At 75.0% G+C, this 24,437-nt stretch carries 24 protein-coding genes; 8 read left to right on the top strand and 16 right to left on the bottom strand.

What is annotated here, in order from left to right:
- Nucleotides 1-236: 236 nt before the first annotated feature.
- Together KDL28_RS26930 and KDL28_RS26925 are read right to left on the bottom strand one after the other, a co-directional pair.
- Nucleotides 237-614, bottom strand: coding sequence for a roadblock/LC7 domain-containing protein (locus tag KDL28_RS26930; protein ID WP_252442888.1), 378 nt, complete (start codon nucleotides 612-614; stop codon nucleotides 237-239).
- A 38-nt stretch (nucleotides 615-652) separates the two neighbouring features.
- A complete protein-coding gene (locus tag KDL28_RS26925) occupies nucleotides 653-1,573 on the bottom strand; it encodes a hypothetical protein (protein ID WP_252442886.1) in 921 nt (306 codons plus the stop codon).
- 276 nt (nucleotides 1,574-1,849) lie between these two features.
- Between KDL28_RS26925 and KDL28_RS26920 the strand changes: the two genes are divergently transcribed.
- Entirely contained in the window at nucleotides 1,850-2,218 is a 369-nt protein-coding gene (locus tag KDL28_RS26920) for a hypothetical protein (protein WP_252442884.1), read from the top strand.
- 286 nt (nucleotides 2,219-2,504) lie between these two features.
- On the opposite strand, the gene KDL28_RS26915 is transcribed toward KDL28_RS26920, so the two are convergent.
- The 6 genes from KDL28_RS26915 to KDL28_RS26890 form a co-directional block, all read right to left on the bottom strand.
- Nucleotides 2,505-3,326, bottom strand: coding sequence for a hypothetical protein (locus KDL28_RS26915; protein ID WP_252442882.1), 822 nt, complete (start codon nucleotides 3,324-3,326; stop codon nucleotides 2,505-2,507).
- Nucleotides 3,323-3,685 carry a hypothetical protein gene (locus KDL28_RS26910; RefSeq protein WP_252442881.1) on the bottom strand — a complete coding sequence of 121 codons (363 nt, stop codon included), beginning with the start codon at nucleotides 3,683-3,685 and terminating at the stop codon, nucleotides 3,323-3,325. Before KDL28_RS26910 ends, KDL28_RS26915 begins: the two co-directional genes overlap by 4 nt.
- Before the next feature lie 36 nt (nucleotides 3,686-3,721).
- A complete protein-coding gene (locus tag KDL28_RS26905; RefSeq protein ID WP_252442879.1) occupies nucleotides 3,722-4,684 on the bottom strand; it encodes a hypothetical protein in 963 nt (320 codons plus the stop codon).
- A 29-nt stretch (nucleotides 4,685-4,713) separates the two neighbouring features.
- A complete protein-coding gene (locus tag KDL28_RS26900) occupies nucleotides 4,714-5,130 on the bottom strand; it encodes a roadblock/LC7 domain-containing protein (RefSeq protein WP_252442877.1) in 417 nt (138 codons plus the stop codon).
- Nucleotides 5,131-5,591: 461 nt separating this feature from the next.
- Complete coding sequence (locus KDL28_RS26895) at nucleotides 5,592-6,962, bottom strand: pyridoxal phosphate-dependent decarboxylase family protein (protein WP_252442875.1); 1,371 nt, start codon at nucleotides 6,960-6,962, stop codon at nucleotides 5,592-5,594.
- Nucleotides 6,963-7,005: 43 nt separating this feature from the next.
- Entirely contained in the window at nucleotides 7,006-9,150 is a 2,145-nt protein-coding gene (locus KDL28_RS26890; protein WP_252442873.1) for a molybdopterin-containing oxidoreductase family protein, read from the bottom strand.
- A 202-nt stretch (nucleotides 9,151-9,352) separates the two neighbouring features.
- On the opposite strand from KDL28_RS26890, the gene KDL28_RS26885 reads away from it, so the two are divergent.
- Nucleotides 9,353-10,321, top strand: coding sequence for a helix-turn-helix domain-containing protein (locus tag KDL28_RS26885; RefSeq protein WP_252442871.1), 969 nt, complete (start codon nucleotides 9,353-9,355; stop codon nucleotides 10,319-10,321).
- A gap of 73 nt (nucleotides 10,322-10,394) precedes the next feature.
- On the opposite strand, the gene KDL28_RS26880 is transcribed toward KDL28_RS26885, so the two are convergent.
- On the bottom strand, nucleotides 10,395-10,583 hold the full coding sequence (locus tag KDL28_RS26880) for a hypothetical protein (protein ID WP_252442869.1): 189 nt from the start codon (nucleotides 10,581-10,583) through the stop codon (nucleotides 10,395-10,397).
- A gap of 322 nt (nucleotides 10,584-10,905) precedes the next feature.
- Between KDL28_RS26880 and KDL28_RS26875 the strand changes: the two genes are divergently transcribed.
- The 3 genes from KDL28_RS26875 to KDL28_RS26865 all read left to right on the top strand — a co-directional run bounded on the left by KDL28_RS26875 (nucleotide 10,906) and on the right by KDL28_RS26865 (nucleotide 12,945).
- The gene (locus tag KDL28_RS26875; protein WP_252442867.1) at nucleotides 10,906-11,712 is read left to right on the top strand and encodes a sulfite exporter TauE/SafE family protein; all 807 of its coding nucleotides are present in this window, start codon (nucleotides 10,906-10,908) and stop codon (nucleotides 11,710-11,712) included.
- Nucleotides 11,713-11,797: 85 nt separating this feature from the next.
- Nucleotides 11,798-12,412: a superoxide dismutase gene (locus KDL28_RS26870; protein ID WP_252442865.1), complete on the top strand. Its 615-nt coding sequence runs from the start codon at nucleotides 11,798-11,800 to the stop codon at nucleotides 12,410-12,412.
- Nucleotides 12,337-12,945 carry a flavin reductase family protein gene (locus KDL28_RS26865; protein ID WP_252443014.1) on the top strand — a complete coding sequence of 203 codons (609 nt, stop codon included), beginning with the start codon at nucleotides 12,337-12,339 and terminating at the stop codon, nucleotides 12,943-12,945. Before KDL28_RS26870 ends, KDL28_RS26865 begins: the two co-directional genes overlap by 76 nt.
- 150 nt (nucleotides 12,946-13,095) lie before the next feature.
- Here KDL28_RS26865 and ppk2 read toward each other — a convergent pair whose 3' ends face one another.
- Entirely contained in the window at nucleotides 13,096-14,088 is a 993-nt protein-coding gene (ppk2, locus tag KDL28_RS26860; protein WP_252442863.1) for a polyphosphate kinase 2, read from the bottom strand.
- Nucleotides 14,089-14,302: 214 nt separating this feature from the next.
- On the opposite strand from ppk2, the gene KDL28_RS26855 reads away from it, so the two are divergent.
- Nucleotides 14,303-15,568 (top strand): Gfo/Idh/MocA family protein, encoded by a 1,266-nt coding sequence (locus KDL28_RS26855; RefSeq protein WP_252442860.1) that lies wholly within the window; start codon nucleotides 14,303-14,305, stop codon nucleotides 15,566-15,568.
- Nucleotides 15,569-15,576: 8 nt separating this feature from the next.
- Here KDL28_RS26855 and KDL28_RS26850 read toward each other — a convergent pair whose 3' ends face one another.
- The 4 genes from KDL28_RS26850 to KDL28_RS26835 form a co-directional block, all read right to left on the bottom strand.
- Nucleotides 15,577-15,909 (bottom strand): TfoX/Sxy family protein, encoded by a 333-nt coding sequence (locus tag KDL28_RS26850; protein WP_252442856.1) that lies wholly within the window; start codon nucleotides 15,907-15,909, stop codon nucleotides 15,577-15,579.
- A gap of 46 nt (nucleotides 15,910-15,955) precedes the next feature.
- Nucleotides 15,956-16,666 (bottom strand): hypothetical protein, encoded by a 711-nt coding sequence (locus KDL28_RS26845; RefSeq protein WP_252442852.1) that lies wholly within the window; start codon nucleotides 16,664-16,666, stop codon nucleotides 15,956-15,958.
- 97 nt (nucleotides 16,667-16,763) lie between these two features.
- Nucleotides 16,764-17,963, bottom strand: coding sequence for a thiolase family protein (locus KDL28_RS26840; RefSeq protein WP_252442849.1), 1,200 nt, complete (start codon nucleotides 17,961-17,963; stop codon nucleotides 16,764-16,766).
- A gap of 2 nt (nucleotides 17,964-17,965) precedes the next feature.
- Entirely contained in the window at nucleotides 17,966-18,364 is a 399-nt protein-coding gene (locus KDL28_RS26835) for a Zn-ribbon domain-containing OB-fold protein (protein ID WP_252442847.1), read from the bottom strand.
- Between the two features lie 236 nt (nucleotides 18,365-18,600).
- Here KDL28_RS26835 and KDL28_RS26830 point away from each other — a divergent pair, with 236 nt between their 5' ends.
- Together KDL28_RS26830 and KDL28_RS26825 are read left to right on the top strand one after the other, a co-directional pair.
- Nucleotides 18,601-21,348: an NAD-binding protein gene (locus tag KDL28_RS26830; protein WP_252442844.1), complete on the top strand. Its 2,748-nt coding sequence runs from the start codon at nucleotides 18,601-18,603 to the stop codon at nucleotides 21,346-21,348.
- Nucleotides 21,349-21,424: 76 nt separating this feature from the next.
- Nucleotides 21,425-22,168, top strand: coding sequence for an SDR family oxidoreductase (locus KDL28_RS26825; RefSeq protein WP_252442842.1), 744 nt, complete (start codon nucleotides 21,425-21,427; stop codon nucleotides 22,166-22,168).
- 10 nt (nucleotides 22,169-22,178) lie between these two features.
- Here KDL28_RS26825 and KDL28_RS26820 read toward each other — a convergent pair whose 3' ends face one another.
- Together KDL28_RS26820 and KDL28_RS26815 are read right to left on the bottom strand one after the other, a co-directional pair.
- A complete protein-coding gene (locus KDL28_RS26820; protein ID WP_252442840.1) occupies nucleotides 22,179-22,937 on the bottom strand; it encodes a class I SAM-dependent methyltransferase in 759 nt (252 codons plus the stop codon).
- Between the two features lie 58 nt (nucleotides 22,938-22,995).
- Entirely contained in the window at nucleotides 22,996-24,324 is a 1,329-nt protein-coding gene (locus tag KDL28_RS26815) for a cytochrome P450 (RefSeq protein ID WP_252442838.1), read from the bottom strand.
- Nucleotides 24,325-24,437 lie beyond the last annotated feature (113 nt).

The raw sequence follows: 24,437 nt of genomic DNA, 5'->3' as shown, positions 1-24,437 counted from the left end.
CGTCGCACCGGGGTGGAGCGAACGCGACTCTCGTCCCACCGCGGGCGAGTGGCGCGGCGGCCCAGCGTCGTTGGGCAAGTGCGCCGTTCGCTCATGCGGAGCGCCGGAAGGGCCGGGCGCTGGAGCGGAAGTGGCCCTCGTCCCAGAGGATGGGGGGCGAGAGCGGGTCTCGTCCCGCCCAGCGGCAGGAGACCCGCTCTCGAACCCCGCTGATCATGCTCAGCGGAGGTGGATCGTCACCGCTGGTAGGCCATCAGGGCCGCCTCGACGCGCGGTAGCGCCTGGCGCACCGCCAGGTGCAGGCGCGCGACGTTCGGGCCGTCGTTGCCGTAGAGCACCAGGATCGCGTTCTCGCCGATGGGGTGCACCGCGACGCAGCCCTTGTTGCCCTGCACGACCGTGCCGCCCAGCTCGCCCAGTCGCATGAGGTAGGCGAACTGGGCGCCCACGCCGGAGGTCGCCGCGGCGAGCGCGGCGATCGACTCGGCGTGCAGGCTGTCCTCGCACTCCGCGGCGATGAGCATGCCGTCACCGGTGGCTATCAACGCCCCGGAGACCCCGATGACCTCCGAGAGCAGCTCCCGCAGCTCGGCACACAACGACTCCGTGTCCATCACCATGCTCCTCGCGCCCACCCGTGCCACCGATCCGCTCACTGCCCGTTCCCGTTCCCCTCGTCCGGCAGCCTTCGTGGGTGCCATGGCGCGCGCCTGCGCGGCCGGTCGGCCGAATCGGCGCCCGGCACCCGCCTCACCAGCGTGGGGGCCGACTGGGCCGAGGGCCCCGGCGGCTCGGGGATCCGTCCTTGCCCGGCGAGCTCGGCGCGGCGCCTGCGCAGCGCAGCCGACACCGTCGCGACCGACAGCTCGTCGAGGTCGCGGCGGGCCCGCACCAGCAGGGCGGGGGCCGGCTCGTACTGGGGGACCGCGGACAGCGCCACCGCGCCCATCGCCGCCAGCCGCTGCACGTCCAGCAGGACCCCGAACACCCCGCGGCCCAGCGCGAAGGCGAGTTCGCGGACCGTGCGCCCGTCGCGCACCGGCTCCAGGCGCGGCGCGCTGCCCATCGGGCCGGCCGCGGCCTCACCGCGGCGCTGCTCGTCCAGCGCCGCCAGCAGCCGGCTCTCCTGCGGTGTCGGGGACAGCGTGAACGACCCCGAGCGACCCAGCCTGCGCACCACCGTCTCCTCGGGGGGCAGAATCCCGTCCGGGCCGATGACCCGGCGGATGCGCCGGTCGACCTCGCGCAGCAGCACGTCCAGGTCCATCCGGACGCCCTCGGGCACCGCGCCCGGGTCGTCCTCGGTGCGCAGCGCGGTGACCCGGCCCGCGGCCATCACGAAGACGGCGTCGGTCATCGCGAGGCGGGCCAGCGGGCCCGCCGTCGCCGCCTGCGGGCGCGACCCGGGGGTGGGTGACGGCACGGCGAGCGGGGTACCGCCCGTCCACGTGCTGACCACCGCACCCTCGCGCAGCCGGATCACCCCGCCCGGCCGCCCCGCCACGTGCAGGGCGCCCGCGGGGCGGGAGGCGCACAGGCGCACGGCGTCGGCGAGCGCCGGCCAGGTGATCACCGGGATCCCCGAGGCGTCTCGACGTCCACCGCATCCCCCATTCCTGATCGGGCCGACCCCGACCGCCCGGCCACCGCCGACAGTGTGGCATCCCGAGTCCTCCGGGTAATTGTCGGGGGCGAATTATCGGACGCCGGCGGACCGTTGTCACGCTGCGGGTCCGGTCAATCACGGGTTGTTGCCGAGCAGTTCTGCGTATAGGGCCAGTGGACCCCACAACGTTTCATGCTAGTCTCCCGCGGTCTGCCGGAAGTATCGCCGAACGGAGCCACTGGTATGGACATCGAAACCTCGCTGAAGCAGGCCATGGAGATCGAGGGCGCGCTCGGCGTGGCTCTGGTCGACTACGAGAGCGGTATGGCCCTGGGTTCGCTCGGAGGTGGCCGGTACCTGAACCTCGAGGTCGCCGCCGCGGGCAACACCGAGGTGATCCGGGCCAAGATGCGCACCATGGCCTCGCTCGAGCTGAACGACGAGATCGAGGACATCCTGATCACCCTCGGTCGGCAGTACCACCTGATCCGGCTGCTCACCTCGAACCGGTCCGCGTCGCTTTTCATGTACCTCGCGCTGGACCGCGGCAAGGCGAACCTGGCCATGGCCCGCCACCAACTGCGCCAGATCGAGAACCAGCTGAGCGTCTAGTCCACAGCGCCGTTCCGCCGCCGGGCGACCGGCCCGGAACCGGTGTGGGCGAGCCTTCGGGCGACGACGCCGGGAGGACGTCGAAGAGTTGCGTCGCGGGCTCCCCCGGCCTCGGCCGGTCCCGCTCCGCACGCCGTACTCCCCCATGCGACCCCGTGGCTCCGGCCACGGGGTCGTCGCCTTCCCGCCCGTTCAGCTTCCTGACCAGCATCGATGAGGTTCGGTCCGCGACGGTCGACGACCTCGCCACCCGCCCGCCACCGCGACCGCGGTCTTCCCGACGGGGTCAGCCCCGCGGCGTCGCCGCGCCGCCCGCGGCCGCGGGCGCGACCCCGAACAAGGCCCGCGGGAACGCCTGCGCCGGTGGTTGCCACACGCCGGACCGGTCGCGCCGGCCCACCATTCCCAGGCGCATCAACTGGACCGTGAGAATCGTCGTCGCGAATACCCCGGCGCCGAGCCGGCGGGCCACCGAGCGCGGGGTCGCGCCATCGGACAGCGCGGACAGCAACCGCCATTGCGGAGCCGACACCTGGACCGGGCCGATCCGCTCCGCGGGCATCCGGGCGATCGTCGACTCGGGCGTGACGACAGCCCGCAGGCGATCCAAGACGGATTGGCGTCGGTCCATCTCCCGGCGTAACCAGACGAATTCCACGGGATCCCCGGACGCGGTCCACGCGGGAATGTCGTCCGGTTGGAACACCATGTCCGCGGCGACTTCCGGGCGGCTCGGCGGGAGCAGCTCGAAAGCGGCCTCCACGATCGCCTCGCGACTCAGCACCGCCCACTCCGCCGCACCCAGACCGACGGCGTCGGGCATCGGCGGTGGTGGCTCCGGCCGCCCCCCCGGCCCGTCCCGCGCGAAATCGTGCCAGGCCTCCGGGGACAGCCGTCCGGAGTTGACCAGCATGGTCCGCACCCACGCCGCGCCCTCCAGCTCGGCGCCCACCACGAGGCCATTCCGGAAATACAGGGAGCCGACATTCCCGCCCATCAGCCAGGCCGTCCCGGTGCGGCCCGCCCCGGCCGCGGCGGCGAGCGCCTCGACGATCGCGCGGCCGCCCTCCAGGTACTCGGTCGGCCGCCCGACCCCGGGGGCGCTCACGGTGCCGCCGCGGCGCGGATCTCGCGGTGCGCCATGGCCAGGTTGGTGCGGGCGCGCTCGAGGGTGACCATCAGCACCAGCCCCTGGTCGGGGCCGACCGGCAGCACGCGCAGGATGTGGAAGTGCGCGGTGGCGGTGACCACGACGTCCTCCACCTCGCCGCCGAGCGCCAGGCCCGCCGTCATCAGGCCGAGCACGTGCACCACGTCGGCCGCGCCCGCCGCCACCACCGGGACGGCGACCTCGGCGCGCTGCTGCGTCGCCCCGACCACGGTGCCCGTCGACGGATCGACGACGCAGGCCGCGAGCACGCCGTCGAGGCGGCCCACCTGCCGCAGCAGCGCATCCGTGGTGATCATGGCGAGCCGTACCGTTCCCGTCCTCGTCGTCCCTGCTCAGTCCATCTGCTGGAGGCTGCCGAGCAACCGGCGCAGCGTCCACTCGTCCGGCTCCGGCACGTCGATGCCGAGCGGGCGCACCGCCAGCGACTTCTGCAGCACGGTGGCGGGCGAGAGCGCTCCGCCCGGCACCCGCCGGGGCAGCGCGGCGAGCGGGTCCCCGTCGACCGGCCCGTCCACGGCGCGCTCAGCCCCGCCGGCCGGGACGGACCCCTCCACCGTCCCGACCGCGGGCTCCACGACACCGCTCCCACCCGCGCCCGACGCCTCCCGCCGCGGGGGCCCGTCGGCCGACCAGGGCCGCGGGTCGGGTCCGGTCGGGTCGGGCCGCACCGCGCACAGGCCGGCCCGCACCAACTCGGCCACCTGGTCGACGACCTCGTAGACGCCGAGGCCCTCGGCGCGGGCGAGGTCGCGGATCCGGGCGCGCTCCCCGATGCGGCACAGCACGCGCCACTCGTCGGCGGTGAGGACCCGCCAGCGCCACGCCGGCGGCGCCGGTTCGACCACGGAGGTCGACCGGATGCCGGAGCGCATCGAACCCTCCGGGCGCTGCGCGAGCACGTCCTGCACGGCCGCCTCGTCCAGGCGCAGCTCCGCGTCGACGGCGGGCCGGGCGCCGGCCAGGAACCGGCCGGGTCCGGCACCCGCGGTCGGCCCGGCCAGCAGGGCCAAGATCGAGTCCACGAGTACTGACTCGGTCAACGCGGCCACTTCGTGACGGTCCACGCCGTGCCGGGACAGCAGGTCGGCCAGGCGATCCCCGTCGTCGACGCCGGCCGGCACCGCCGCCCACTGCGCGGCCGACAGCCTGCCCGCCGCGACGAGGCGCTCGCCGAGGTCGGGGACGTCGGAGGTCTCCACGTGCGCGACGCAGCCGTCGAGCAGGTACACCGCGCCGGACGGCCACTCCTCGAAGACGAGCGCGCCGTCCTCGGCACGGCGCAGTACGTCGCGCACCGCGGCCCACCGCACGGCCTGGCCGCTGGTCAGCGCGCCTCTTCCAGCTCGCGCACGGCGTGCCGGGCCGTGGCGAAGAACATGCCGATGTTGACGTTGCGCCGGCAGACCACGGCCGCGACGATCTCGGGGTTGGAGGGGCTGCGGATGAACAGGTGCACCAGGTTGTTGCTGTAGATCAGGATCTCCTGGAAGTAGTGCCCCCCGTCCTCGAGCGAGCCGCGCTGCTCCCGCCACATCTGCTCGATCTGGGTGATCGTGCGCCCCTCGAACAGGTCGGCGGTGGCCGCGGCGAGCATGTCGAGGATGTCGCGCGGGTGGTCGTCGATGGTGTCCGCGTCGAGCAGCATGCCCGTCGTGAGGTCGACGACCCCGGAGGCCAGGTATTCGGGGACGTCGCGCCGAAATGCTTTCAGGGTATTGTTCACCACTTGCGTCAGGTTCATGACGAGCCTTTCTCCTGCGCGAATGCGCAATGGGGAGCGTTCGCTGGGGGCGGCGCACCGGCAGCCCCGCGAGTGTTCCGGACCGGCCCCGGAGAAGGCAAGGCCAGTGCCCGATCATGGGAGAATCGTTGTCCTTGCAGGTCAGCGCGCCTCGCCTGAGCGACCGTCCGGTGGGGTCGACCGCCAGGCGTCACCGTGGGTACCGATTCTCCTGCAGATAGTGAGCGCTTTTCACCGACAGATCCGAGATACCCGGGGAGCACTTGGCGGCGCCTGTTCGGCCCCGGCCGATCTCGGCAGACGTTCCACGACCCCCAGCACCACACGGTCCAGGTGCCGCACGGAAGCGGAGCAACCGCGCGGCGACCGAACCGCACCCGTCGCCTCACAACGATCATGGAATGCACCGGCCCGATTGGCCGAGAACACGTCCCGGATACGTGCGAATCCGCCGGAACGCGCTACTCGTGGGCCGCGAGCGAAGCGGCGCACTCGGCGACGACGTCGGCTGCGGCGGCGCCGTCCGCTGGGGTCGACTTCCAGGACGACACGCTGATCCGCAGCGCGGGTGCGCCCCGCCAGTCCGTCGGCCCGCACCACACCCGCCCGTCGGCCTGCACCGCCGCGGCCAGCGCGGCGGCGTCGACGGGGGCGGGCGGGCGGACCAGGACCTGGTTGAGCTCGACGTCGTTGAGCACGGTGAACCCGTGGCCGGCCAGCCGCTCGGCCACCACCGCCGCCACCGCGCAGGTGCGCCGCACCAGCTCGGCGAGCCCGTCGCGGCCCAGCGTGCGCAGCGCCGCCCAGACCTCGATCTGGCGGGCGCGCTGCGAGGACTGCGGGGTGTGGTGCATCGCCTCGAAGCCCTCATCGGGGGGCAGGTACCCGGCCACCGAGGCGAAGCTGCGGCGCAGGGCGCCCTCGCGGGCCACGAACGCGATGCCGCAGTCGTAGGTGACGTTGAGCCACTTGTGCCCGTCGGTCGCCCACGAGTCGGCGCGGACCAGGCCGCGGACCAGGTGGGCGCGTTGCGGGTCGGCCAGCGCCCACAGCCCGAACGCACCGTCGACATGCAACCAGCCGCGGCGCTCGGCGACCCAGTCGGCCAGCGGCTCGAACGGGTCGAACGCCCCGGTGTTGACCTCCCCCGCCTGGGCGCACAGCAGCACCGGCCCGTCCACCTCCGGCAGCCGGTCGGGGAGCATGCGGCCCTGGTCGTCGGCGGGCACCACCAGCACGCGCTCGCGCCCCAACCCCACCAGGCCCAGCGACTTCCGCAGCGTGGAGTGCGCGTTCCCGCCGACGACGACGGTGATCGGCGGCGCCCCGAACAGGCCGTCGGCCTGGGCGTCCCAGCCGGCCCCGGCCAGCAGCGCGTCGCGCGCCGCGGCCAGCCCGGCGGCGTTCGCCATCGTGGCGCCGGTGACGAACCCGACGTCGGTCGCCCCCGGCAGCCCGAGCACCTCGACGAGCCAGCCGCGCACGACGCCGTGCAGTGCCGCGGCGACCGGTGACATCACCGGCAGCGCGGCGTTCTGGTCCCAGGCGTCGGTCAGGAACGCCGCGCCCAGGGCCACCGGCAGCGTGGCCCCGGTGACGAACCCGAAGTACCGGGCCCCCGTGCTGGCCACGGTGGCCGGGCCACCGACCTCGGCCAGCAGCCGCAGGGTCTCCGCGGCGGGCCGACCGGCCGCCGTCAGCTCCTCGTCGAACGCGGCCAGCCCGGCCACCGCCGCCGCGGTCGGTGCGGCGGCCCGCTCGTCGACCCCGGCCACGTGGTCGATGGCGAGCTCCGCGGCGGTGCGCAGCAGCCCGATGTCGTCAGCACCCATGTCGTCGATCGTGCCCGCCCACCGTCGGTGAGCGCGCGCACCGTCAGGCCGGTGCCACGTCCACCCGGGTGTCGGAGAAGGTCGGCGCGTTGCCCAGGTCGGCGAACTCGACGGGGTTCACCGCGTTCACCGTGGTCAGCCCCTTGGCCTGGGCCCGCCAGCCGCCCATCGACGACAGCACGACCCCCTCGGCCACCTCGTCGGACACCACCGCCCGCACGACGAACTCGCCGCGCTCGTTGAACACCCGGATCAGATCGCCGTCGGCGATCCCCCGAGCGGCGGCGTCGCGGGGGTGCACCAGCGCGGTCGGCTCGCCCTGCCTGCGCTGCTGGACGGCCAGGTTCGCGTAGCTGGAGTTGAGGAACGCGTGCGCCTTGGGCGAGATCAGGCTCAGCGGGTAGGCGGGCGAGGCGGTGCGCGGCGGGATGTAGTGCGGCAGCGGGTCGACCTCGCCGCCGGGCTGGAACTCGGTGGAGCCCTGGCGGAACAGCGGGAGCACGAAGTTGCCGCCGGCGGCCGCGGCGGAGGCGAACTCCTGCTTGCCCGACGGTGTCGGGAACCCGCCCTCGGCGTGCGGGGCGTAGTGGTCGGCGTCGGGCAGGTTCAGCCGCGCCCAGCCCGTCTCGGCCAGGGTCTGCGGGGTGATCCCGGCCAGCGCGGGCGCCGACCAGTCGTAGGCGTCGACGATCATCTGCTCGTCGGTGCGCCGGAAGAAGGGGTCGTCGAAGCCCATGGCCGCGGCGAGCCTGCGGAACAGCTCGGTGTTGCTGACGGCCTCGCCGACCGGCGGGATCGAGGGCCGGTTGAGCCCGAGGTAGAGGTGCCCCCAGGAGAACATGACGTCGAGCTGCTCGAGCTGGGTGGTGGCCGGCAGCACGATGTCGGCGTAGAGCGCGGTGTCGGTCAGGAACTGCTCGCTGACCACGGTGAACAGGTCCTCGCGGGCCAGCCCGGCGAGCAGCCGCTCCTGGTCCGGGCAGACGATCACCGGGTTGGCGTTGTAGACCGTCAGCGCGTGGATGCCGGGGTCCAGACCCATCTCCCCGGTCAGCGCCCGACCCAGGTGGTACTGGTTGACCACCCGGGTGCCGGGGCGCAGCAGATCGGGCCGGGTCAGCGCGTCCCAGTTCACCGGGAACGCCCACAGCGGCAGGGCCAGCAGGCCGCCGCCGGGCCGCCGCCAGGCCCCGACCAGCCCGGGCAGGCAGGAGATCGCCCGGACGGTCTGCCCGCCGCCCGATGCGCGCTCGATGGCCACCCCGATCCGGATCATCGACGGCTGCGCGGCGGCGTACTCGCGGGCCAGTGTGCGGATGTCCGCGGCGGGGATCCCGGTCTCCCCCTCCGCCCACACCGGCGTCCAGTCGCGGGCCCGCTCGGCCAGCTCCTCGGCCCCGACGGTGTGCTCGGCGACGTACTCCGCGTCGGTCAGCCCTTCGGCCAGGATCACGTGGATCATCGCCATGGCCAGCGCGCCGTCGGTGCCCGGCCGGATCGGGATGTGCCAGTCGGCGCGGCGCGCGGTGCGGTGGCGCACCGGGTCGATCACCACGACCTTGGCTCCCCGGCGCTGGGCCTCCAGCACGTAGGGCCACAGGTGCAGGTTCGTGGAGACCATGTTGCAGGCCCAGATGACGATGTAGCGGGAGTGCACGAGGCTCTCCGGGTCGACGCCCGCGGTCGGGCCCAGGCTCATCACGTAGGCCGTGGAGGCGCCGGAGTCGCAGAAGGTGCGCTCGGCGACGGTGGCGCCGAGCTTGTTGAAGAAGGGGTCGCCGACGTTGAGGCCGTTGATCGTGCCCTGGGTCCCGAGGTAGCTGACCGGCATGATCGCCTCGGGGCCGTGCTCGGCGGCCACCGCCGTGAACCGGTCGGCGACGGTGGTGATCGCCTCGTCCCAGCCGATCGGCTCGAAGCGGCCGCTGCCCTTGGGCCCGGTCCGGCGCAGCGGTGTCGTCACCCGGTCCGGGCTGTACACCCGGTCGGTGTAGTTGTTGACCTTCACGCACAGCCCGCCGCGGGTGAACGGGTGCTCGGGGTCGCCGCGCACGCCGGTCGCCCTGCCGTTCTCGACCGTGACGAGCATCGAGCAGCCGTCCGGGCAGTCGTGCGGGCACACCGCGCGTCGCACACCGGACCCGCCCAGCTCGCTGACGTCGGTGAGGGGCAGGTCGGCGAGGGTCATGGCGGCTCCTGGCGTGGTGGTGTCCGGGAACCCCCAGCGTCGCCCGCCCGCACGCGGGCCCGGTTAGGCCGTCAGCGCCCGGTTGTTGGCGACCAGCGACCTGACCATCGCGTCGCGACCGTTTGACCGGGCCGCAACGCGCTGGGAACCTGCTGGTGGTGCGCTGTCCCACGGCACCGACGGGGAGCGCGGAGGTGGTGGCGTGGTCCTGGCCGCGGGATCGGCACCCGGCGACGGGCGCGTGCGCGCGACCCGTCGGTTCGACGAGTGGCGCGAAGCGATCCGCCACGACTTCGTCGCCCTCGACATGGCCCCGGACCGCCGCTTCGGCGAGTTCACCGGCGAGGTCCACAGCGCCACCGTCGGTCACCTGCAGGTCTCCCGGGTCCGCTCGGTGCCGCAGGTCTGCCGGCGCACCCCCGGCCTGGCCGGCGCGGACTCCCGGGAGTTCCTGCAGGTCGGGATGGTCACCCGGGGCATCGGCGTGCTCACCCAGGACGGCAGGCGCACCGTGCTGGCGACCGGCGACTTCGCCGTCTACGAGACCGGGCGCCCGTTCTCCTGGAACCTGAGCCACCGCTGGGAGCTCGACGTGTTCACCTGGCCGCGGGCCGCGATCGGGCTCACCGCCGCGGAGTCCGCCGGGGCCACCGCGATCCGGCTGCCCGGCGGGCACGGCCTCAGCGGCATCGTCGGCGGCGTCCTGCGGGGGCTGCTCACCGCGCCCCAGCTCAGCCCGGCCGGAGCCGTGCGGGTCGCCGACGAGGTCGGCGAGCTGGTGGCGACCCTGGCGATCGAGCACGCCGAGCCGTCGGCGCCGCCCGACGCGCCGCAGCGGGCCCTGCTGCGGGAGGTGTGCGCCCACATCGACGCCCACCTGGCCGACCCCGACCTGGGCCCCGACACCATCGCGCGGGCGCACTTCGTGTCGACCCGTCAGCTGCACCGGCTCTTCGCGGCCACCGGGGAGACCGTGGCCCGGCGGATCCGCCGGCTGCGCCTGGAGCGCTGCCGCCGCGAGCTCACCGACCGGCGCCGGGCGGGCGACTCGGTCACCGACATCGCCCGCCGGTGGGCCTTCGCCGACCTCGCCGCGTTCAGCCGGGCGTTCCGCACGACCTACGGCTGCTCGCCCAGCGACTACCGCGCCCGCCTCGCCCCCGCGGGGTGAGGCCCGCGGACTCCGACGACCGCGGCCGGGGCCGGCCCGCTGCGGGTCGAGCCCGCCGGGGTGACGCGCCGGGTCAGAACGGCACCGACGCCGAGTGCGCGGCACGGACGGCCCGCCCGATGCGGTCGCGCAGGCGGACGCCGTCCGGGGCCGCCTCCGCGGCGGGCCGCTCCCCCGGCTCGGCGGCGGGCACGTCACCGCCGGCCTCGGGCGGTGGGGACGGCTGCCTGCGGTAGGGGGCGGCGTCGGGTGCGGCGGGCATGGCGGGTCCTCCGGTGTCTGCGGGCGGTGGCGGCGCCACCCGGCCTCGCATCGGAGGGTCAGGGCAGCAGCGGCACCGCTCGACAGCGCCGGTCGTCGACCGAGAGCTGGTCGGCCGCCAGCAGGCACAGGCAGAAGCCGGGGCGCTGCTCGGGGCTCCTGCTCACCCGACCAGTGCACCACCGCCGCAGCCGGAGCCGCAACCCGCTCCCGACGGCGAGGTCACAGTCGCCGTCCTTGACGGCGTGCGCAAATGACCGGACATTGAAGGGGATTCTCCCGCGAGTTGGGAAGACTGCGACGCACCCGAGGAGGCCGGCCACGTGATCGGGCTGCTCGCGGCCGGCCTGGGACTCCTCGTCGGGGGCGTGATCGGCGGCCTGGGCGGCGGGGGCGGCGTGCTCACCGTGCCGGTGCTGGTCTACCTGCTCGGCCAGCCGGTACCGGACGCCACGACCGGCAGCATCGTGATAGTCGGGGCGGCCGCGCTGGTCGGCGGCCTCGCCCGCGCCCGCAGCGGCGACGTCGACTGGCCGACCGGGCTCGGGTTCGGGCTGGTCGGGATCCCCACGGCGGTGCTGGGCTCGCTGGCCAACCGCGCGGTGCCCGGACCGGTCCTGCTGCTGGGCGTCGCCGCGCTCACCCTCACCGCCGCCGCGGCCATGCTGCTCGACGCCCGTCGGCACCCGGCCGGGCCCGTCGACGAAGCCCCGTCCGGCGACGTCCGGACGGGGGGAGTCGCCACCCGGCGCGCGCGAGCCCTCGTGCCGATCGCGCTGTGGGGCGCAGGCACCGGGTTCCTCACCGGCCTCCTCGGGGTCGGCGGCGGCTTCCTGGTGGTGCCGGTGCTGGTGGTCGTGCTGCGACTGACCACGCCGCGGGCGATCGGGACGTCGCTGGTCGTCATCGCGGTCAACGCCGCGGCGGCACTGGCCCCGCGGATGGGCGGGCCGGAACCGGACTGGACGGTGGTGGGCCCGTTCGCGCTGGCCGCCGTCGTCGCCACGCTCGCCGGCAAGCTGGTCGCCGACCGCCTGCCCGGACCCACCCTCGCCCGGGCGTTCGCGGTAATGATCGGCGCGGTCGGCCTCGCGGTCGGGGTGCAGAGCATCTTCGCGCTCCTCGGGTGAAGAGCGCTCGACCCGAGGGCACCCGCGATGACCCCCGTCACACCGGGCTGGACCTCGACCCGAGTTGAGGTCGCAGGCTCGTGCCATGCCCGAGTACTCGCTGCCCGACCTGTCCTACGACTACGGCGCCCTCGCCCCGCACATCGCCGGCGAGATCATGGAGCTGCACCACTCCAAGCACCACAACACCTACGTCACCGCGCTCGACCAGACCCTCGAGAAGCTCGCCGCCGCGCGCGAGACCGGCGACTACGGCTCCATCGTCGGACTGGAGAAGACCCTGGCGTTCAACCTGGGCGGGCACGTCAACCACTCGATGTTCTGGCAGAACCTCTCCCCCGACGGCGGCGACAAGCCCACCGGCGAGCTCGCCGCCGCCCTGGACGAGCACTTCGGCTCCTTCGACGCCTTCCGCGCCCACTTCACCGCCGCCGCCACCACCATCCAGGGCTCCGGCTGGGCCGTACTGGCCTGGGAGCAGCTCGGCGGTCGGCTGCTGGTCCACCAGCTCTACGACCAGCAGTCCCAGCTGCCCGCCGGGCAGACCCCGATCGTCCTGCTCGACATGTGGGAGCACGCCTTCTACCTGCAGTACCGCAACGTCAAGCCGGACTACGTCGGCGCATGGTGGAACGTCGTCGACTGGGCCGACGCCGCGGCCCGCTTCGCCCGTGCGACGGGTCGCGAAGAGCGATCGTGACCCGGGCGCCGCTGGCGGCCGAGCACCCCGTCGCCGACGCGTTCCGAGCCGCGTTCCGGGCCCACCCGGCCGGGGTCGCGATCATCACGGCGCTGTCGGCGGACGGTCCCGTCGGCGTCACCGCGTCCTCGGTCGCCTCGGTGTCGGTGCGGCCGCCCGCGGTGTCCTTCTCACTGACGGCCGGGGCTCGCGCGACTCCGGGCATCGTGGGGGGCACGTCCGTGCTCGTGCACCTGCTCGACGCCGAGGACGCGCCGCTCGCTCGCCGGTTCGCTGCGCCCGGCGTTGATCGGTTCGGTCCGGGGACGCAGTGGGAGCTGACCGACGAGGGCGAGCCCCGCTTGCGCGGGGTCGGGACGGCGCTGCGGTGCCGCGTGCACCGCGTGCTCGATGTCGGGGACTCGGTGTTGGTGGCGGCGTTCGTCACCGGCGTGTCGGGGGCGGGCCATCGGGGGCGTCGTCTCGTCTACGCCGAGCGGTCCTTTCATTCGCTCGCTCCCGTGAGTGGTCCTGCTGCGATGACGAACGAATAGCGTGGTTGCCGCAGCCGGGGCCGAGGCCCCACCGGAGGTGCCGCCGGAGGCGAACAAGACCCGCCACCACACCTGGGCCGAGGCCACGGAGCACAACCGTGCCGGAGGCGCCGTAAGCGGTGCGCCCGACCGGGCGAACGCGCGGGACGATCAGCTCGCGAGCAGGCGCTCGCTGGCCTCGTAGACCTGCGCAGGCGGCCCGACCAGCAGCGGGTCGGGGGTGCCGACCGCGTCGAGGTCCTTGGTCGGGTAGTCCAGTCCGGAGAGCACCCAGCTCAGCGCGGCGATCCGGCCGCGCTTCTTGTCGTTGCTGCGCACCACCGTCCACGGTGCCGCGGGCGTGTCGGTGCGGGCGAACATCTGCTCCTTGGCCCGCGTGTAGTCGTCCCAGCGCTCCAGGGCGGCCAGGTCGACCGGGCTGAGCTTCCACTGCCGCAGCGGGTCGATCACCCGGATGGTGAACCGGGTGCGCTGCTCGGCGCGCGACACCGAGAACCACAGCTTGACCAGGTGGATGCCGCTGTCCACGAGCGCGGACTCCAGGCCGGGGACCTGGGTCGTGAACTCCTCGTGCTCGGCGGGGGTGCAGAACCCCATCACCGGCTCGACGACCGCGCGGTTGTACCAGGACCGGTCGAACAGGATGATCTCGCCGGCCGCCGGGAGCTGGCTGAAGTAGCGCTGGAAGTACCACTGCCCCTGCTCGCGCGCGGTGGGCTTCTCCAGCGCCACGACCCGGGCGCCGCGCGGGTTGAGGTGCTCCATGAACCGCTTGATCGTGCCGCCCTTGCCCGCCGCGTCGCGGCCCTCGAACAGCACGACGACCCGCTGGCCGGTGTCCTTGACCCAGGACTGCATCTTCAGCAGCTCGATCTGCAGCGCCCGCTTGCGCACCTCGTACTCCTCGCGGGGCATCCGCTCGGCGTAGGGGTAGTCCTGGCGCCAGGTGTCGATCTCCTGGCCGTCCGGGCCCAGCAGCAGCGTCTCGTCGTCGTCGAGCTCGCGCACGGTCAGCCCGTCGAGCCCGGTCAGCAGGTCGGCGGACTTCAGCGCGGCCCGCAGTTCGTGGCGGCTGCGCTGGGAGTGCCCGGCCGCCCGCGGCGTCCACCGGAACGACTCCACCACCTGGTCTGCTGACGTCACCCTGGTCCTCCCCGCGGTTCCGGTGCCCGGACGGCACACCTCGGTCGATCCTGCGCGGCGGGCGCCCCGACCGCCAGCGCAGGGTCGGACGGGCCCCATGGTTCAGCCGATGTTCACCCGCCACGGACCCGCCCCGCACAGGTGGGCCGTCGAGCGGGCAGGACGACCGAGCCGGGTCCTTCACAGGCGATGGCTCCTCTGCGAACGTCGGGGCATGGACTCCCGCCGCCCGGTCCGGTTCGCCGTCGTCGGCGCCGGGAGCCGCGGCTACGGCCACAGCGCCCGCATCGAGCAGGCCGGCGGGACGGTCGTCGCCGTCGCCGAGCCCGACCCGCGGCGGCGGGCGATCCTGGCCGAGCGGTTCGGCGTCGACGCGCGCTTCCCGGGCTGGCGCGAGCTCGCCGACGCCGCCCCGGCCGACGTCGACGCGGTGGTCGTCGCCACCCAGGACGCCGACCACGCCGACCCGGTGGAGCGCTTCGCCGCGCTGGGCCTGGACATCCTGTGCGAGAAGCCGATGGCCCCCACCGAGGCCGACGCCGTGCGCATGGCCGAGGCCGTCGAGCGGGCGGGCGTGCTGTTCGCCGTCTGCCACTCGCTGCGCTACACCGACTACACCCGCGCCCTGGTCGACCTCGTCGCGTCCGGGCGGATCGGGCGGGTCGTGTCGGTGCAGCACCTGGAGCCGGTGGGCTGGTGGCACTTCGCGCACTCCTACGTGCGCGGCAACTGGCGCCGCGAGGACGAGTCGTCCTCGCTGCTGATGGCCAAGTGCTGCCACGACCTCGACTGGCTCGGCCACGTCATCGGCTCGCACCCCACCTCGGTGGCCTCGTTCGGCCGGCTCAGCCACTTCCGCCCGGAGAACCGCCCGCCCGGCGCCGGCACGCGGTGCACCGACTGCGCGGTCGAGCCGGACTGCTCCTACTCCGCGCTGCGGCTCTACCCGAGCCGCCTGGGCGAGAGCGGCTGGGACCGGTGGCCGCTGGCCGTGCTCACCCCCACCCCGACCGCCGAGACCGTGCGCGCCGCGCTGGAGGAGGGGCCCTACGGGCGCTGCGTCTACGACTGCGACAACGACGTCGTCGACCACCAGGTCGTCGCCCTGGACTACGCCAACGGCGTGACCGCCACCCACACCGTCACCGCCTTCACCGACATGGGCAACCGGCGCACCCGGATCTTCGGCACCGACGGCTGCATCGACGGCGACGGCGCGAGCCTGACCGTCCACGACTTCCGTCGGGGCCCGCGCGCGCCGGTGCAGGTCCTCACGCCGGGCGAGACCGACTTCGACCCGGTCTCCGCGCACTCCGACGGCGACCGCAACCTGGTGGCCGCGTTCGTCACCGCCTGCGCCACCCGCGACCCCGCACCGATCCTGTCCGGGCCCCACGAGTCCGTCGGGAGCCACCGGATCGTCTGGGCCGCCGAACGCGCCCGCCGCACGGGGACCGTGGTCCACCTCGACGCGCAGTGATCGACGGGCTACTCGGGCGGCAGGGTGCGGACGTGGGCCAGACCGAGCCCGACCCACCGGTCCAGGTCGTCGTCATCGGCCGCGGCGTCGAGGTCGACCCGCAGCCACCCGGCCATCTCCCGCCCGCGCATCACCACCCGGCTCGCCCGCGGATCGGCGAGCAGGTCCTGGGCCCGGGCCGGGTCGACGCGCAGCATCAGCCCGCCGCGGCCGCTGGCGGTCACGGTCAGGTGGCCGGCCACCATGAACCCGAGCCCGCCGAACATCGGCTTCTCCACGACGTCGGGTTCGGCGGCCAGGATCTCGCGCAGCCGGTGGACCAGGTCGAGGTCGTACGCCATCGGCGCAGTATCGACGCGCGGCGGTATCGACGCGCGGGCGGGGCGATCAGCCGGCGGGTGCGCCCAGCGCCCGGCGCACGGCCGCCCCGACCGCGACGGCGTCGTCGATCCCGACCGCGGCGACGAGCCGCGACGCGGCGGCCCTGCGGGCGCGGGGGTCGCTGCCCGGACCCGCGGTCGCCACGGCGTCGGCCGTGCGGCCGGTGCCGGCCAGCAGCAGGACCGGACGCCCGCGGTCCACGCTGTGCTCCAGGTCGAGGTAGGCGATGTCCCCGCCGTTGGCCAGCAGCGTCACCGACGGACGCGTTCCCGCGACCGCGCCGGCCACGTCGGCCAGCCAGGGGGACTCGTCGCCCCACGCCGTGCCGGGCACGAGCACCGCGTGGGTGTGGTGGCGGTCCAGGGCCACCGCGTCGGCGCTGGGCGGCGGGTGGCCGGGGGCGACGACGGTGCCCTCGGCCGCCACCCCGATCAGCGGGAACACCGCGCCCGCCGCGGCCCGCGCCCGACCGACCGCCCGCATGACCCCGACCTCGGTGGCCCCGTCGACGACGGCCGCGCCCAGACCGGCCACCACCGGGAGCACCGCGTCGCGCAGCAGGGCCCCGAGCAGGCGCTCGTGCTCGTCGTCCATGTCGCCCGCGCCGCCGACCAGGACGAGCACCGGCACGCCCAGCGGGACGCCCGCGCCGGCGAGCACCGCGGCGATGTCGGGCACCCGGGCGACCCGCAGGACCGCGGGTCCGTCGCCGCCCATGCCCTCCCCCGTCGTCGCGCCGGCCCGAACTGTAGCCAGCGCCGACGGCCCGGACGTGATCACCACGCGGTCGGGTCGGGGGTCGCGGTCGGCGGTCTCAGGCGGCCTTCTCCAGGATGTGCACCCCGCACGCCGAGCCCAGCCCGATGACGTGCGCGAGCCCGATCCGGGCGCCCTCGATCTGGCGCGGGCCCGCCTCGTCGCGCAGGTGGGTGGCGACCTCCCAGACGTTGGCGATGCCCGTCGCGGCGATCGGGTGGCCCTTGGACTGCAGGCCCCCCGAGACGTTGACCGGCATCCGCCCGTCGCGCCACGTCGCCCCGGAGTTGAAGAAGTCGACCGCGCCGCCCCGCTCGCACAGCATCAGGTTGTCGTAGTGCACCAGCTCCGCGGTCGCGAAGCAGTCGTGCAGCTCCACCAGGTCGAGGTCCTCCGGGCCGACCCCGGCCTGCTCGTAGGCCCGGGTCGCGGCGTTGCGCGTGAGGGTGTTGACGTCGGGCAGCACCTGGCAGGCCTCCTGCCAGGGGTCCGAGGTCAGCACCGACGCCCGGATCCGCACCGCGCGGCGGCGCTGGTCGGGGTCCAGGGTGCGCAGCTTCGCGCCGCTGACCACCACGGCCGCCGCGGCGCCGTCGCAGTTCGCCGAGCACATCGGGCGGGTGTTCGGGTAGGCGATCATGACGTCGTTCATGATCTGTTCCAGGCTCATCCGCTTCGAGTACGCGGCCAGCGGGTTGAGCGTGGAGTGCGCGTGGTTCTTCTCGCTGATCCGCGCGAACAGCTCGAAGTCGGTGCCGCCGTAGCGGTGCCCGTACTCCATGCCGACCTGCGCGAACACGCCGGCCATCGTCTCGGTGCCGATGAACCCGTCGATCGGGGCGACCGCGCCGAAGCGGCCCGAGCGCTGCCACGGTCCCTCCTGCTCGGTGCGCGGGCGCGCGCCGAGCAGGCCCGCGCCGGACAGCTTCTCCACCCCGACGGCCAGGCCCATGTCGGCCTCGCCCGCCTTGATCGCCATGCACACCGTGCGCAGCGCGGTGGCCCCGGTCGCGCAGGCGTTCTGGACGTTGTAGACGGGGATGCCGGTCTGCCCGATCTGCTTCTGCACCTGCTGACCGATGCTGCCCGCGCCGCCGAGCAGGTTGCCAGCGGCCAGCACCTGCATGTCGGCCATGGCGACCCCGCCGTCGGCCAGCGCGGCCAGCGCGGCCCGACCCGCCAGGTCGACCAGGTCGAGGTCGGGGTGCTTGCCGAACTTCGTCATGTGGATGCCGAGGATCCACAGCTCGTCGGACATGCTCAGGCCTCCACCGGTGCGAATCCGTAGTTGACCGCGTCCACGCCGGTCCCGTCCGTGCCCGCGACGTATGTCGTCAGCGCGACCTTCATCCCCAGGTGCACGTGCCCGGGGTCGGGCGGCACGCCGACCAGGTTGCCGCGCACGCTCGTGCCGTCGCAGTCCACCAGCGCCGCCACGAACGGCACCGGCACCCCGGGCGCGGCGAAGGTGACGATCGTGAACGCCCGCACCTCCCCGGTCCGCGCGACGGGCACCGGGCTGAAGTCGCGGGTGCCGCAGGCCGCGCAGGCGATCCGGCGGTCGAAGTAGCGGGCGCCGCAGCCCGCGCACTCCCGCGCCACCAGGTGCGGCTCGTCGCCGAGGACCAGGTAGTCGACGAACGGGATCTGATCGGCCATCCGACCGGGCCTCCCTCCGCAGCAGCAGCGTCGGTGCTGTCGCCGGTGCGGCCCGCAGCCGGGCGCACCCCATACCACCACGGCGCCGGGCCGCGGTCGAGATCCTCGGTGATCCGCCCCCGCGCGGGCGCCGCGCGCGGCATGCTGGGCGGGCTCGGTCACGCGACGTCGCCGGGGTAACGACGGAGAGTGCGCCGGCGACCACAGTCCACAGCCGGACGGGGAAGGCGGTGACGATGGCGCACGGACCGGGTGCGGGCCGGCGGCGAGCCGCACTGTGGGTCGCGCTCACGGGCGCCGTCTACGCGACCGGTGTGTCCGGCTACCTGAACCTCCGCCAGCTCACCGACGACCCGCGCACCCTGTCCTGGCCCGAGGCGCTCTACCGGGGAGCGCGACTGTTCACCCTCAACGTCGACCTGCCCGAGGGCACGCAGGCGCCGTGGTGGCTGTGGGTCGCCGCGCTGCTCGCGCCCCTGCTGCTGGCCCGCGGGGTGCTCGTGCTGTTCCGCGACCGCATCGGCGGCGCGCTGGTCCGGTTCGCCGCGCGGCCGGCGCTGGTGGTGTTCGGCGCGGGTGAGCGGGCCGCGGCCCTGGTCGCCGCGTCCACCGCCGGCGCCGACACCGGGCCGGCGTGGCGGCGGGCCTGGCGCAGGCGGTGGTGGCGCCGCGACGTCGTGGTCGTCGTCGACCCCGACCCGCAGGCCCTGGAGAGCATCGACGGGCCGCTCGTGCACACCGTCGTGGGCGACGGGACCGGCCCCGGGTCCCTGCGCGCCGCGGCGGTCGCGCGGGCGGCCGAGGTCGCGGTGATCACCGGCGACACGGTCCGCAACTCCGCGGTCGCCGCCGCGCTGCTGGGCCTGGGCCCGCCCGTGCGCGACATCCACGTCGAGGTCGACGACCCGGGGCTGGCCGGCACACTCGAACAGGGCGGCGTGCGCACCGGGGTCGCGGTCAACACGTTCAACGCCGCCACGCTCACCGCGACCGACGTGCTCGACGAGCTCGACCTGGTGCCCGACCGACCGCCCGCGCGCGCCGGCGAGCCCGGCGAGGCCGTGCTGCTGTTCGGGACGGGCCCGCTGGTGGACGCGTTCGTGCTGGAGCTGTACCGCCGCCAGCGCGTCCGGCTGCTCGACGCGCCGTGGGCCCCGCCGCCGCGCATCGCGGTGTTCGGCCCCGACTCCGCGGTGCGCTGCGCCGGGCTGGCCCGGCTGCTGGGCAGCGAGCTGCAGCTGCTCGAGCTGGAGCCCTTCGAGGTCCAGCTCGCGCAGGCCGTCGAGCTGGACCCCGACACCACCCGCCACCTGCACCGCTACCGCCCGGTGCGGCAGGTGGTCGTGGCCGTGCCGACCGACCTCGCGGGCGGTGGCATCGCGCTGACCCTGGCCCGCCATTTCGGCCCGCCGGTGCCGGTCGCGCTGGTCACCGAGTCCGCGTCCAACCCGTTCGGCGAGGAGATCGCCCGGCAGGCCCGCCAGCGCCGCGACACGCTGTCGTCGCTGCGGCTCCACCCCGCCCCCGAGCGGGCCTACACCCTGCCCGCCCTGCGCGCGAACCGCGACGTCGCACGGTTGGGCCGCGCCCTGTTCGAGGCCGAGCCCCGCGGTCCGGTGCCGGCGCGGAGCAGCGTCGCGACGTGGAACGCGCTGGACGAGGCCGACCGGCGGAGCTGGACCGGGAAGGCGGAGGAGCTGCTGGAGCGCACCGCGTCCCGGGGCGCGCCGCTGCGCCGCAGCGCGCTCGTCCCGGTCGACTCCCCCGAGCTGGCGCTGCTGCACGCGCTGGGGGTCGAGCGCCCGGCCGCGCTCGTCCGCGCCGGCCTGCGGATCGACTTCACCGACCCGACCGCGCTGCGCGCCGCGGCCGACGCGCTGGGCGAGTCCGACCGCGCGTTCGAGGTGTGGTGCGAGGTCGCCCGCCTGCGCACCGACGCCGCGCTGCTCGGCCGCGACCACCGCGCCGTCGACCCCACCGACGACGTCGACCGCCTCGTCCTGCTGCGACGCGCGGTGCTCGGCGACACCGACGCGCGACGGGCCCTGCCGCCCGCGGGCGGACTCGACGTCGGCGACCGCCCGGTCGTGCTGCTGGGCGACCCGGACCAGCTCGACGAGCAGGCCCACCACCTGCTCACCACCGCCCTGGACCAGCGGCTCGACCCGCCACGGGTCTTCGCCACCGGCACGGCCCAGGATGCGGCCGGGTTCGGGACGGGGGTGGCGGCCGTCGCCGGCGACGACCACCGTCGCGGCCGCACCCGCCTGCTGGACCTGCTCGGGGCCGCCGTCCGGGCGCGGCATGCCGCCGCCTCGGTCCGCGTCCTCGTGCTGCCCGGGGCGGCGACCGACGAGGTGCTGCTGGCCCGCGCCATCGGCGCCACCGTCGGCTGGGTCCAGCTCCCCGGTGGCCCCGACCTGGCCCGCACCCTGCTCAACGGGGCCGTGGGCGTCGTCCCGCTGCCGGTCGACCGGACGACCGTGCGCGCGTTCCTGCACCCGGGCCGCTGGCCCGGCCCGGCCGACGAGCGCGACGGGATCGCCGAGGAGCTGCACCGCCGCTACACCGCCCGCCGCCGCGACCGGCGCGCCATCAACGACCCCTCGATGCGGCCGTGGTCGAAGCTCTCCCCGTGGCTGCGCGAGTCCAACCGGGCCGTGGTCGACGACATCACCACGAAGCTGGCCGCGGTCGGGCTGCGCATCGACCCCGGCGCCCCCGGCCCGCTGCCCACCGGTTGGCCGTCGACGGTGACCGCGGACCAGCGCGAGTTCCTCGCCGAGATGGAGCACGGCCGCTACACCGCCGAGCGCCTGCAGAGCGGCTGGACGCTGGCCGCCCGCGCCCCCGCCCGGTTCGCCTCGCCGTGGCTCGTGCCGTGGTCGGAGCTGGACGAGGACGAGAAGGACTACGACCGCTTCACCGTCTCCGTGCTGCCCGAGGTGCTCGCCGCGTGCGGCATCGGTCTGCGCACCCTCTGACGCGCCCCCGCGAGGCGGGCGCGGGCGCGCTCACGCAGGATCGGGGTGCACAGCCGCCCGAACCGGAGGAGACCCCGTGCCCGACCCCGTCGCGATCGTCACCGGTGCCGGCAGCGGACTGGGCCGCGTGATCGCCGCCGCCCTGCTCGCCGACGGCTGGCGCGTCGGCCTCGCGGGCCGGCGGGCCGAGCCGCTGGCCGCGACCGCGCAGGGCCACGACGACGCCGCGCTCCCGGTGCCCACCGACGTCGCGGACCCCGCCTCGGTCGCCGCGCTCTTCGGCGCCGTCGTCGACCGCTGGAGCCGGCTCGACCTGCTGGTCAACAACGCCGGCGGCTTCGGCCCGGCAGGCACCCCCGACGAGATCGGCGTCGACGCGTGGCTGGCCACCGTCGACACCAACCTGACCGGCTCGTTCCTGTGCGCCCGCGAGGCGTTCGCGGTGATGCGCGCCCAGCGGCCCGGCGGCGGCCGCATCATCAACAACGGCTCGATCTCCGCGCACGCGCCGCGCCCGGGCAGCATCGCCTACACCGCCACCAAGCACGCGATCACCGGCCTGACGAAGTCGCTCTCGCTCGACGGGCGCCCGTTCGGCATCGCCTGCGGCCAGATCGACATCGGCAACGCCGCCACCGACATGACCGCAGGCATCGCCACCGGCGCCCGGCAGGCCGACGGCTCGGTGCGCCCCGAGCCCACGTTCGACCCGGTGCACGTCGCCGACGCCGTCCGCTACATGGCCGGGCTCCCCCTCGACGCCAACGTCCAGTTCCTGACGATCACCGCCACGGCGATGCCCTTCATCGGCCGGGGCTGACCCGGCCGGTTCAGCCGGGCCGGCGCGCCTCGATCAGCACGCGGCTCGACCAGGCGACGAACGAGCCGTCGGTGCGGATGCGGTCGTGCAGGCCGCGCAGCTGCCGGTCGTCGCGCTCGACGTCGAAGTCGGGCACCCACCAGATCACCTTGCGCAGCAGGTGCACGACGGCCGCGATGTCGAAGAACTCGACCCGCAGCCGCTCGCAGCGGACGTCGAGCACCTCCAGCCCGGCCGCCCGGGCCTGCGCGGCCTCGACCTCGGGGTCGCGGTCGTGCCGGTCGACCGCCGGCAGCGGCCCCCGCATCCACTCGATCAGGTCGAGCATGCTCGCCGGACCCACGTGCTGGGCCAGGTAGCGCCCGCCTGGGCGCAGCACCCTGGCGATCTCAGCCCACCACGGCCGCACCGGGTGCCGGCTGGTCACCAGGTCGAACCGGGCGTCGGCGAACGGGAACGCCGGCGCGTCGGCCACCGCGACCACGGCGACCCCGCGGGGTCGCAGCAGCCGGGCCGCCCGCGCCGCGTTCGGGGGCCAGCCCTCGGTGGCCACCATGACCGGCGGGTAGGCCGGCACCCCGGCCAGCACTTCACCGCCGCCGGTCTGCACGTCCAGCGCGGCCGCCACCCGCGGCAGCCGGTCGGCGATCGTGCGCTGGTAGCCCCACGAGGGCCGCTGCTCGGTGGCCCGGCCCTCGAGCCAGGAGAAGTCCCAGCCCTCGACCGGCGCGGCCGCGCCCTCGGCGACCAGGTCCTCGTACGTGCCCATCGACCGATCCTCCGACCGCCCCCACCTCGGCGCCACCGAGTTCAGGGGCTCGGTGGGATCAGCCCGGCACCGAAGACCGCGAGCCCAGCGCGACCGGCATCGTCTCGTAGCCGCGCAGCACCCGGGTGCCCCTGCGCCGCGCCGTCCCCGCGGGCGCCAGCCCCTCGAACCGCTCGAACAGCGCCCGCAGGGCCACCTCCCCCTCCATCCGCGCCAGCGCGGCGCCCAGGCAGTAGTGCACGCCGCTGGAGAAGCTGACGTGGTCCTTGGCGTTGGGCCGGGTCACGTCGAAGGCGTGCGGGTCGGCGAAGACCTTCGGGTCGCGGTTGGCCGCCGCCAGCAGCGTCACCACCAGCTCCCCCTCCGCGATGTCCACGCCCCCCACGGTCGTCGCCCGACGGGCCCGGCGCGCGGTCCGCTGCACCGGCGACTCCACCCGCAGCACCTCGTCCACCGCGTTGGGCCACAGCTCGGGCCGCCGGGCCAGCAGCGCGCGCTGCTCGGGGTGGGCGAACAGGAGCGCGGCGCCGTTGCCGATCAGGTTGACCGTGGTCTCGAACCCGGCGCCGAGCACGAGGCTCGCGGTGGCCACCAGCTCGGTCTCGGTCAGCCCGCTGCCGTCGTCGTCGGTCAGCCCGACGAGCGTCGAGAGCAGGTCGTCGCCGGGATCGCGGCGCAGCCTGCGCAGGTGCCCGCGCATCCACGACTCGATCGCGCCCAGGTTGGCCTGCACCTCCTCGAACCGGGCCCGGTCCAGGCCCAAGTCCAGCGAGGCGGCCGCGCCGTCGCCCCAGGCGAGGAACTGCTCGCGCATCGACACCGGCACCCCGAGCATCTCCGAGATCACCGTGACCGGCAGCAGGCTGGCGTAGCCCGCGACGAGGTCGACGCGGCCCCCGCCGCCGCGCCCGGCGCGCTCGAGGTCGTCGAGGAGCTCGCCCGCGATGACCTCGGTGCGCTCGCGCAGCGCGGCGACGGCCCGCGCCGTGAACGCGCGCGTGACCAGGCGCCGGTAGCGGGTGTGCGTGGGCGGGTTGACCGCCAGCATCGACGGCGGGTCGAGCGGCCCGATGTGCGGCGAGGGCCCGGCCAGCCGCAGCGCCAGCCGCAGCGACGCCGGCACCGGCATGTCCTGGGCCAGGACGCCGAAGTCGTCGCTGCGCAGCACCGCCGTGCAGATGTCGTGGTGGACGCTGAGCCTGCTCAGCGCGCCTACCGTGAACGGCGCGTCGGTGCGCAGCTCCTCGTACCGGGCGTAGGGGTCGGCCTGCTGCGCCGGGTCGACCAGGAGCCGGGCGTCGGGGTTGCCTGCGCGGGCCCGCCGCGCCGTCGCCACCCGCATCACCCCGTGCGTCGCGGCCCACCGGACCGTGCTGCGGATCGTCATCGCCCGCTCCCCCGCTCGCCGTCGTCATCGGTGTCGCCATCGGTGTCGTCGATGGTGTCGCCGTCCATCGTGGCCACCGCACCGACCGGCTCCAAGGGCGTCGCGCACCGGTT

Origin of the sequence: Pseudonocardia humida (assembly GCF_023898865.1) — a bacterium.
In the GTDB taxonomy this organism is placed as follows: Bacteria; Actinomycetota; Actinomycetes; order Mycobacteriales; family Pseudonocardiaceae; genus Pseudonocardia; species Pseudonocardia humida.
Note: the sequence above shows the minus strand (reverse complement) of the source record. Positions and strands in the feature narration are given on the sequence as shown.

What these genes read in the sequence shown, in the direction of transcription:
- KDL28_RS26835 (WP_252442847.1), bottom strand. Translation starts at nt 18,364, where the DNA reads ATGGCCGATCAGATCCCGTTCGTCGACTACCTGGTCCTCGGCGACGAG.
- KDL28_RS26845 (WP_252442852.1), bottom strand. Translation starts at nt 16,666, where the DNA reads ATGGGCGGCGACGGACCCGCGGTCCTGCGGGTCGCCCGGGTGCCCGAC.
- KDL28_RS26830 (WP_252442844.1), top strand. Translation starts at nt 18,601, where the DNA reads ATGGCGCACGGACCGGGTGCGGGCCGGCGGCGAGCCGCACTGTGGGTC.
- KDL28_RS26870 (WP_252442865.1), top strand. Translation starts at nt 11,798, where the DNA reads ATGCCCGAGTACTCGCTGCCCGACCTGTCCTACGACTACGGCGCCCTC.
- KDL28_RS26895 (WP_252442875.1), bottom strand. Translation starts at nt 6,962, where the DNA reads ATGGGTGCTGACGACATCGGGCTGCTGCGCACCGCCGCGGAGCTCGCC.
- KDL28_RS26820 (WP_252442840.1), bottom strand. Translation starts at nt 22,937, where the DNA reads ATGGGCACGTACGAGGACCTGGTCGCCGAGGGCGCGGCCGCGCCGGTC.
- KDL28_RS26910 (WP_252442881.1), bottom strand. Translation starts at nt 3,685, where the DNA reads ATGATCACCACGGATGCGCTGCTGCGGCAGGTGGGCCGCCTCGACGGC.
- KDL28_RS26815 (WP_252442838.1), bottom strand. Translation starts at nt 24,324, where the DNA reads ATGACGATCCGCAGCACGGTCCGGTGGGCCGCGACGCACGGGGTGATG.
- KDL28_RS26865 (WP_252443014.1), top strand. Translation starts at nt 12,337, where the DNA reads ATGGTGGAACGTCGTCGACTGGGCCGACGCCGCGGCCCGCTTCGCCCG.
- KDL28_RS26855 (WP_252442860.1), top strand. Translation starts at nt 14,303, where the DNA reads ATGGACTCCCGCCGCCCGGTCCGGTTCGCCGTCGTCGGCGCCGGGAGC.
- KDL28_RS26920 (WP_252442884.1), top strand. Translation starts at nt 1,850, where the DNA reads ATGGACATCGAAACCTCGCTGAAGCAGGCCATGGAGATCGAGGGCGCG.
- KDL28_RS26890 (WP_252442873.1), bottom strand. Translation starts at nt 9,150, where the DNA reads ATGACCCTCGCCGACCTGCCCCTCACCGACGTCAGCGAGCTGGGCGGG.
- KDL28_RS26900 (WP_252442877.1), bottom strand. Translation starts at nt 5,130, where the DNA reads ATGAACCTGACGCAAGTGGTGAACAATACCCTGAAAGCATTTCGGCGC.
- KDL28_RS26850 (WP_252442856.1), bottom strand. Translation starts at nt 15,909, where the DNA reads ATGGCGTACGACCTCGACCTGGTCCACCGGCTGCGCGAGATCCTGGCC.
- KDL28_RS26880 (WP_252442869.1), bottom strand. Translation starts at nt 10,583, where the DNA reads ATGCCCGCCGCACCCGACGCCGCCCCCTACCGCAGGCAGCCGTCCCCA.
- KDL28_RS26840 (WP_252442849.1), bottom strand. Translation starts at nt 17,963, where the DNA reads ATGTCCGACGAGCTGTGGATCCTCGGCATCCACATGACGAAGTTCGGC.
- KDL28_RS26930 (WP_252442888.1), bottom strand. Translation starts at nt 614, where the DNA reads ATGGACACGGAGTCGTTGTGTGCCGAGCTGCGGGAGCTGCTCTCGGAG.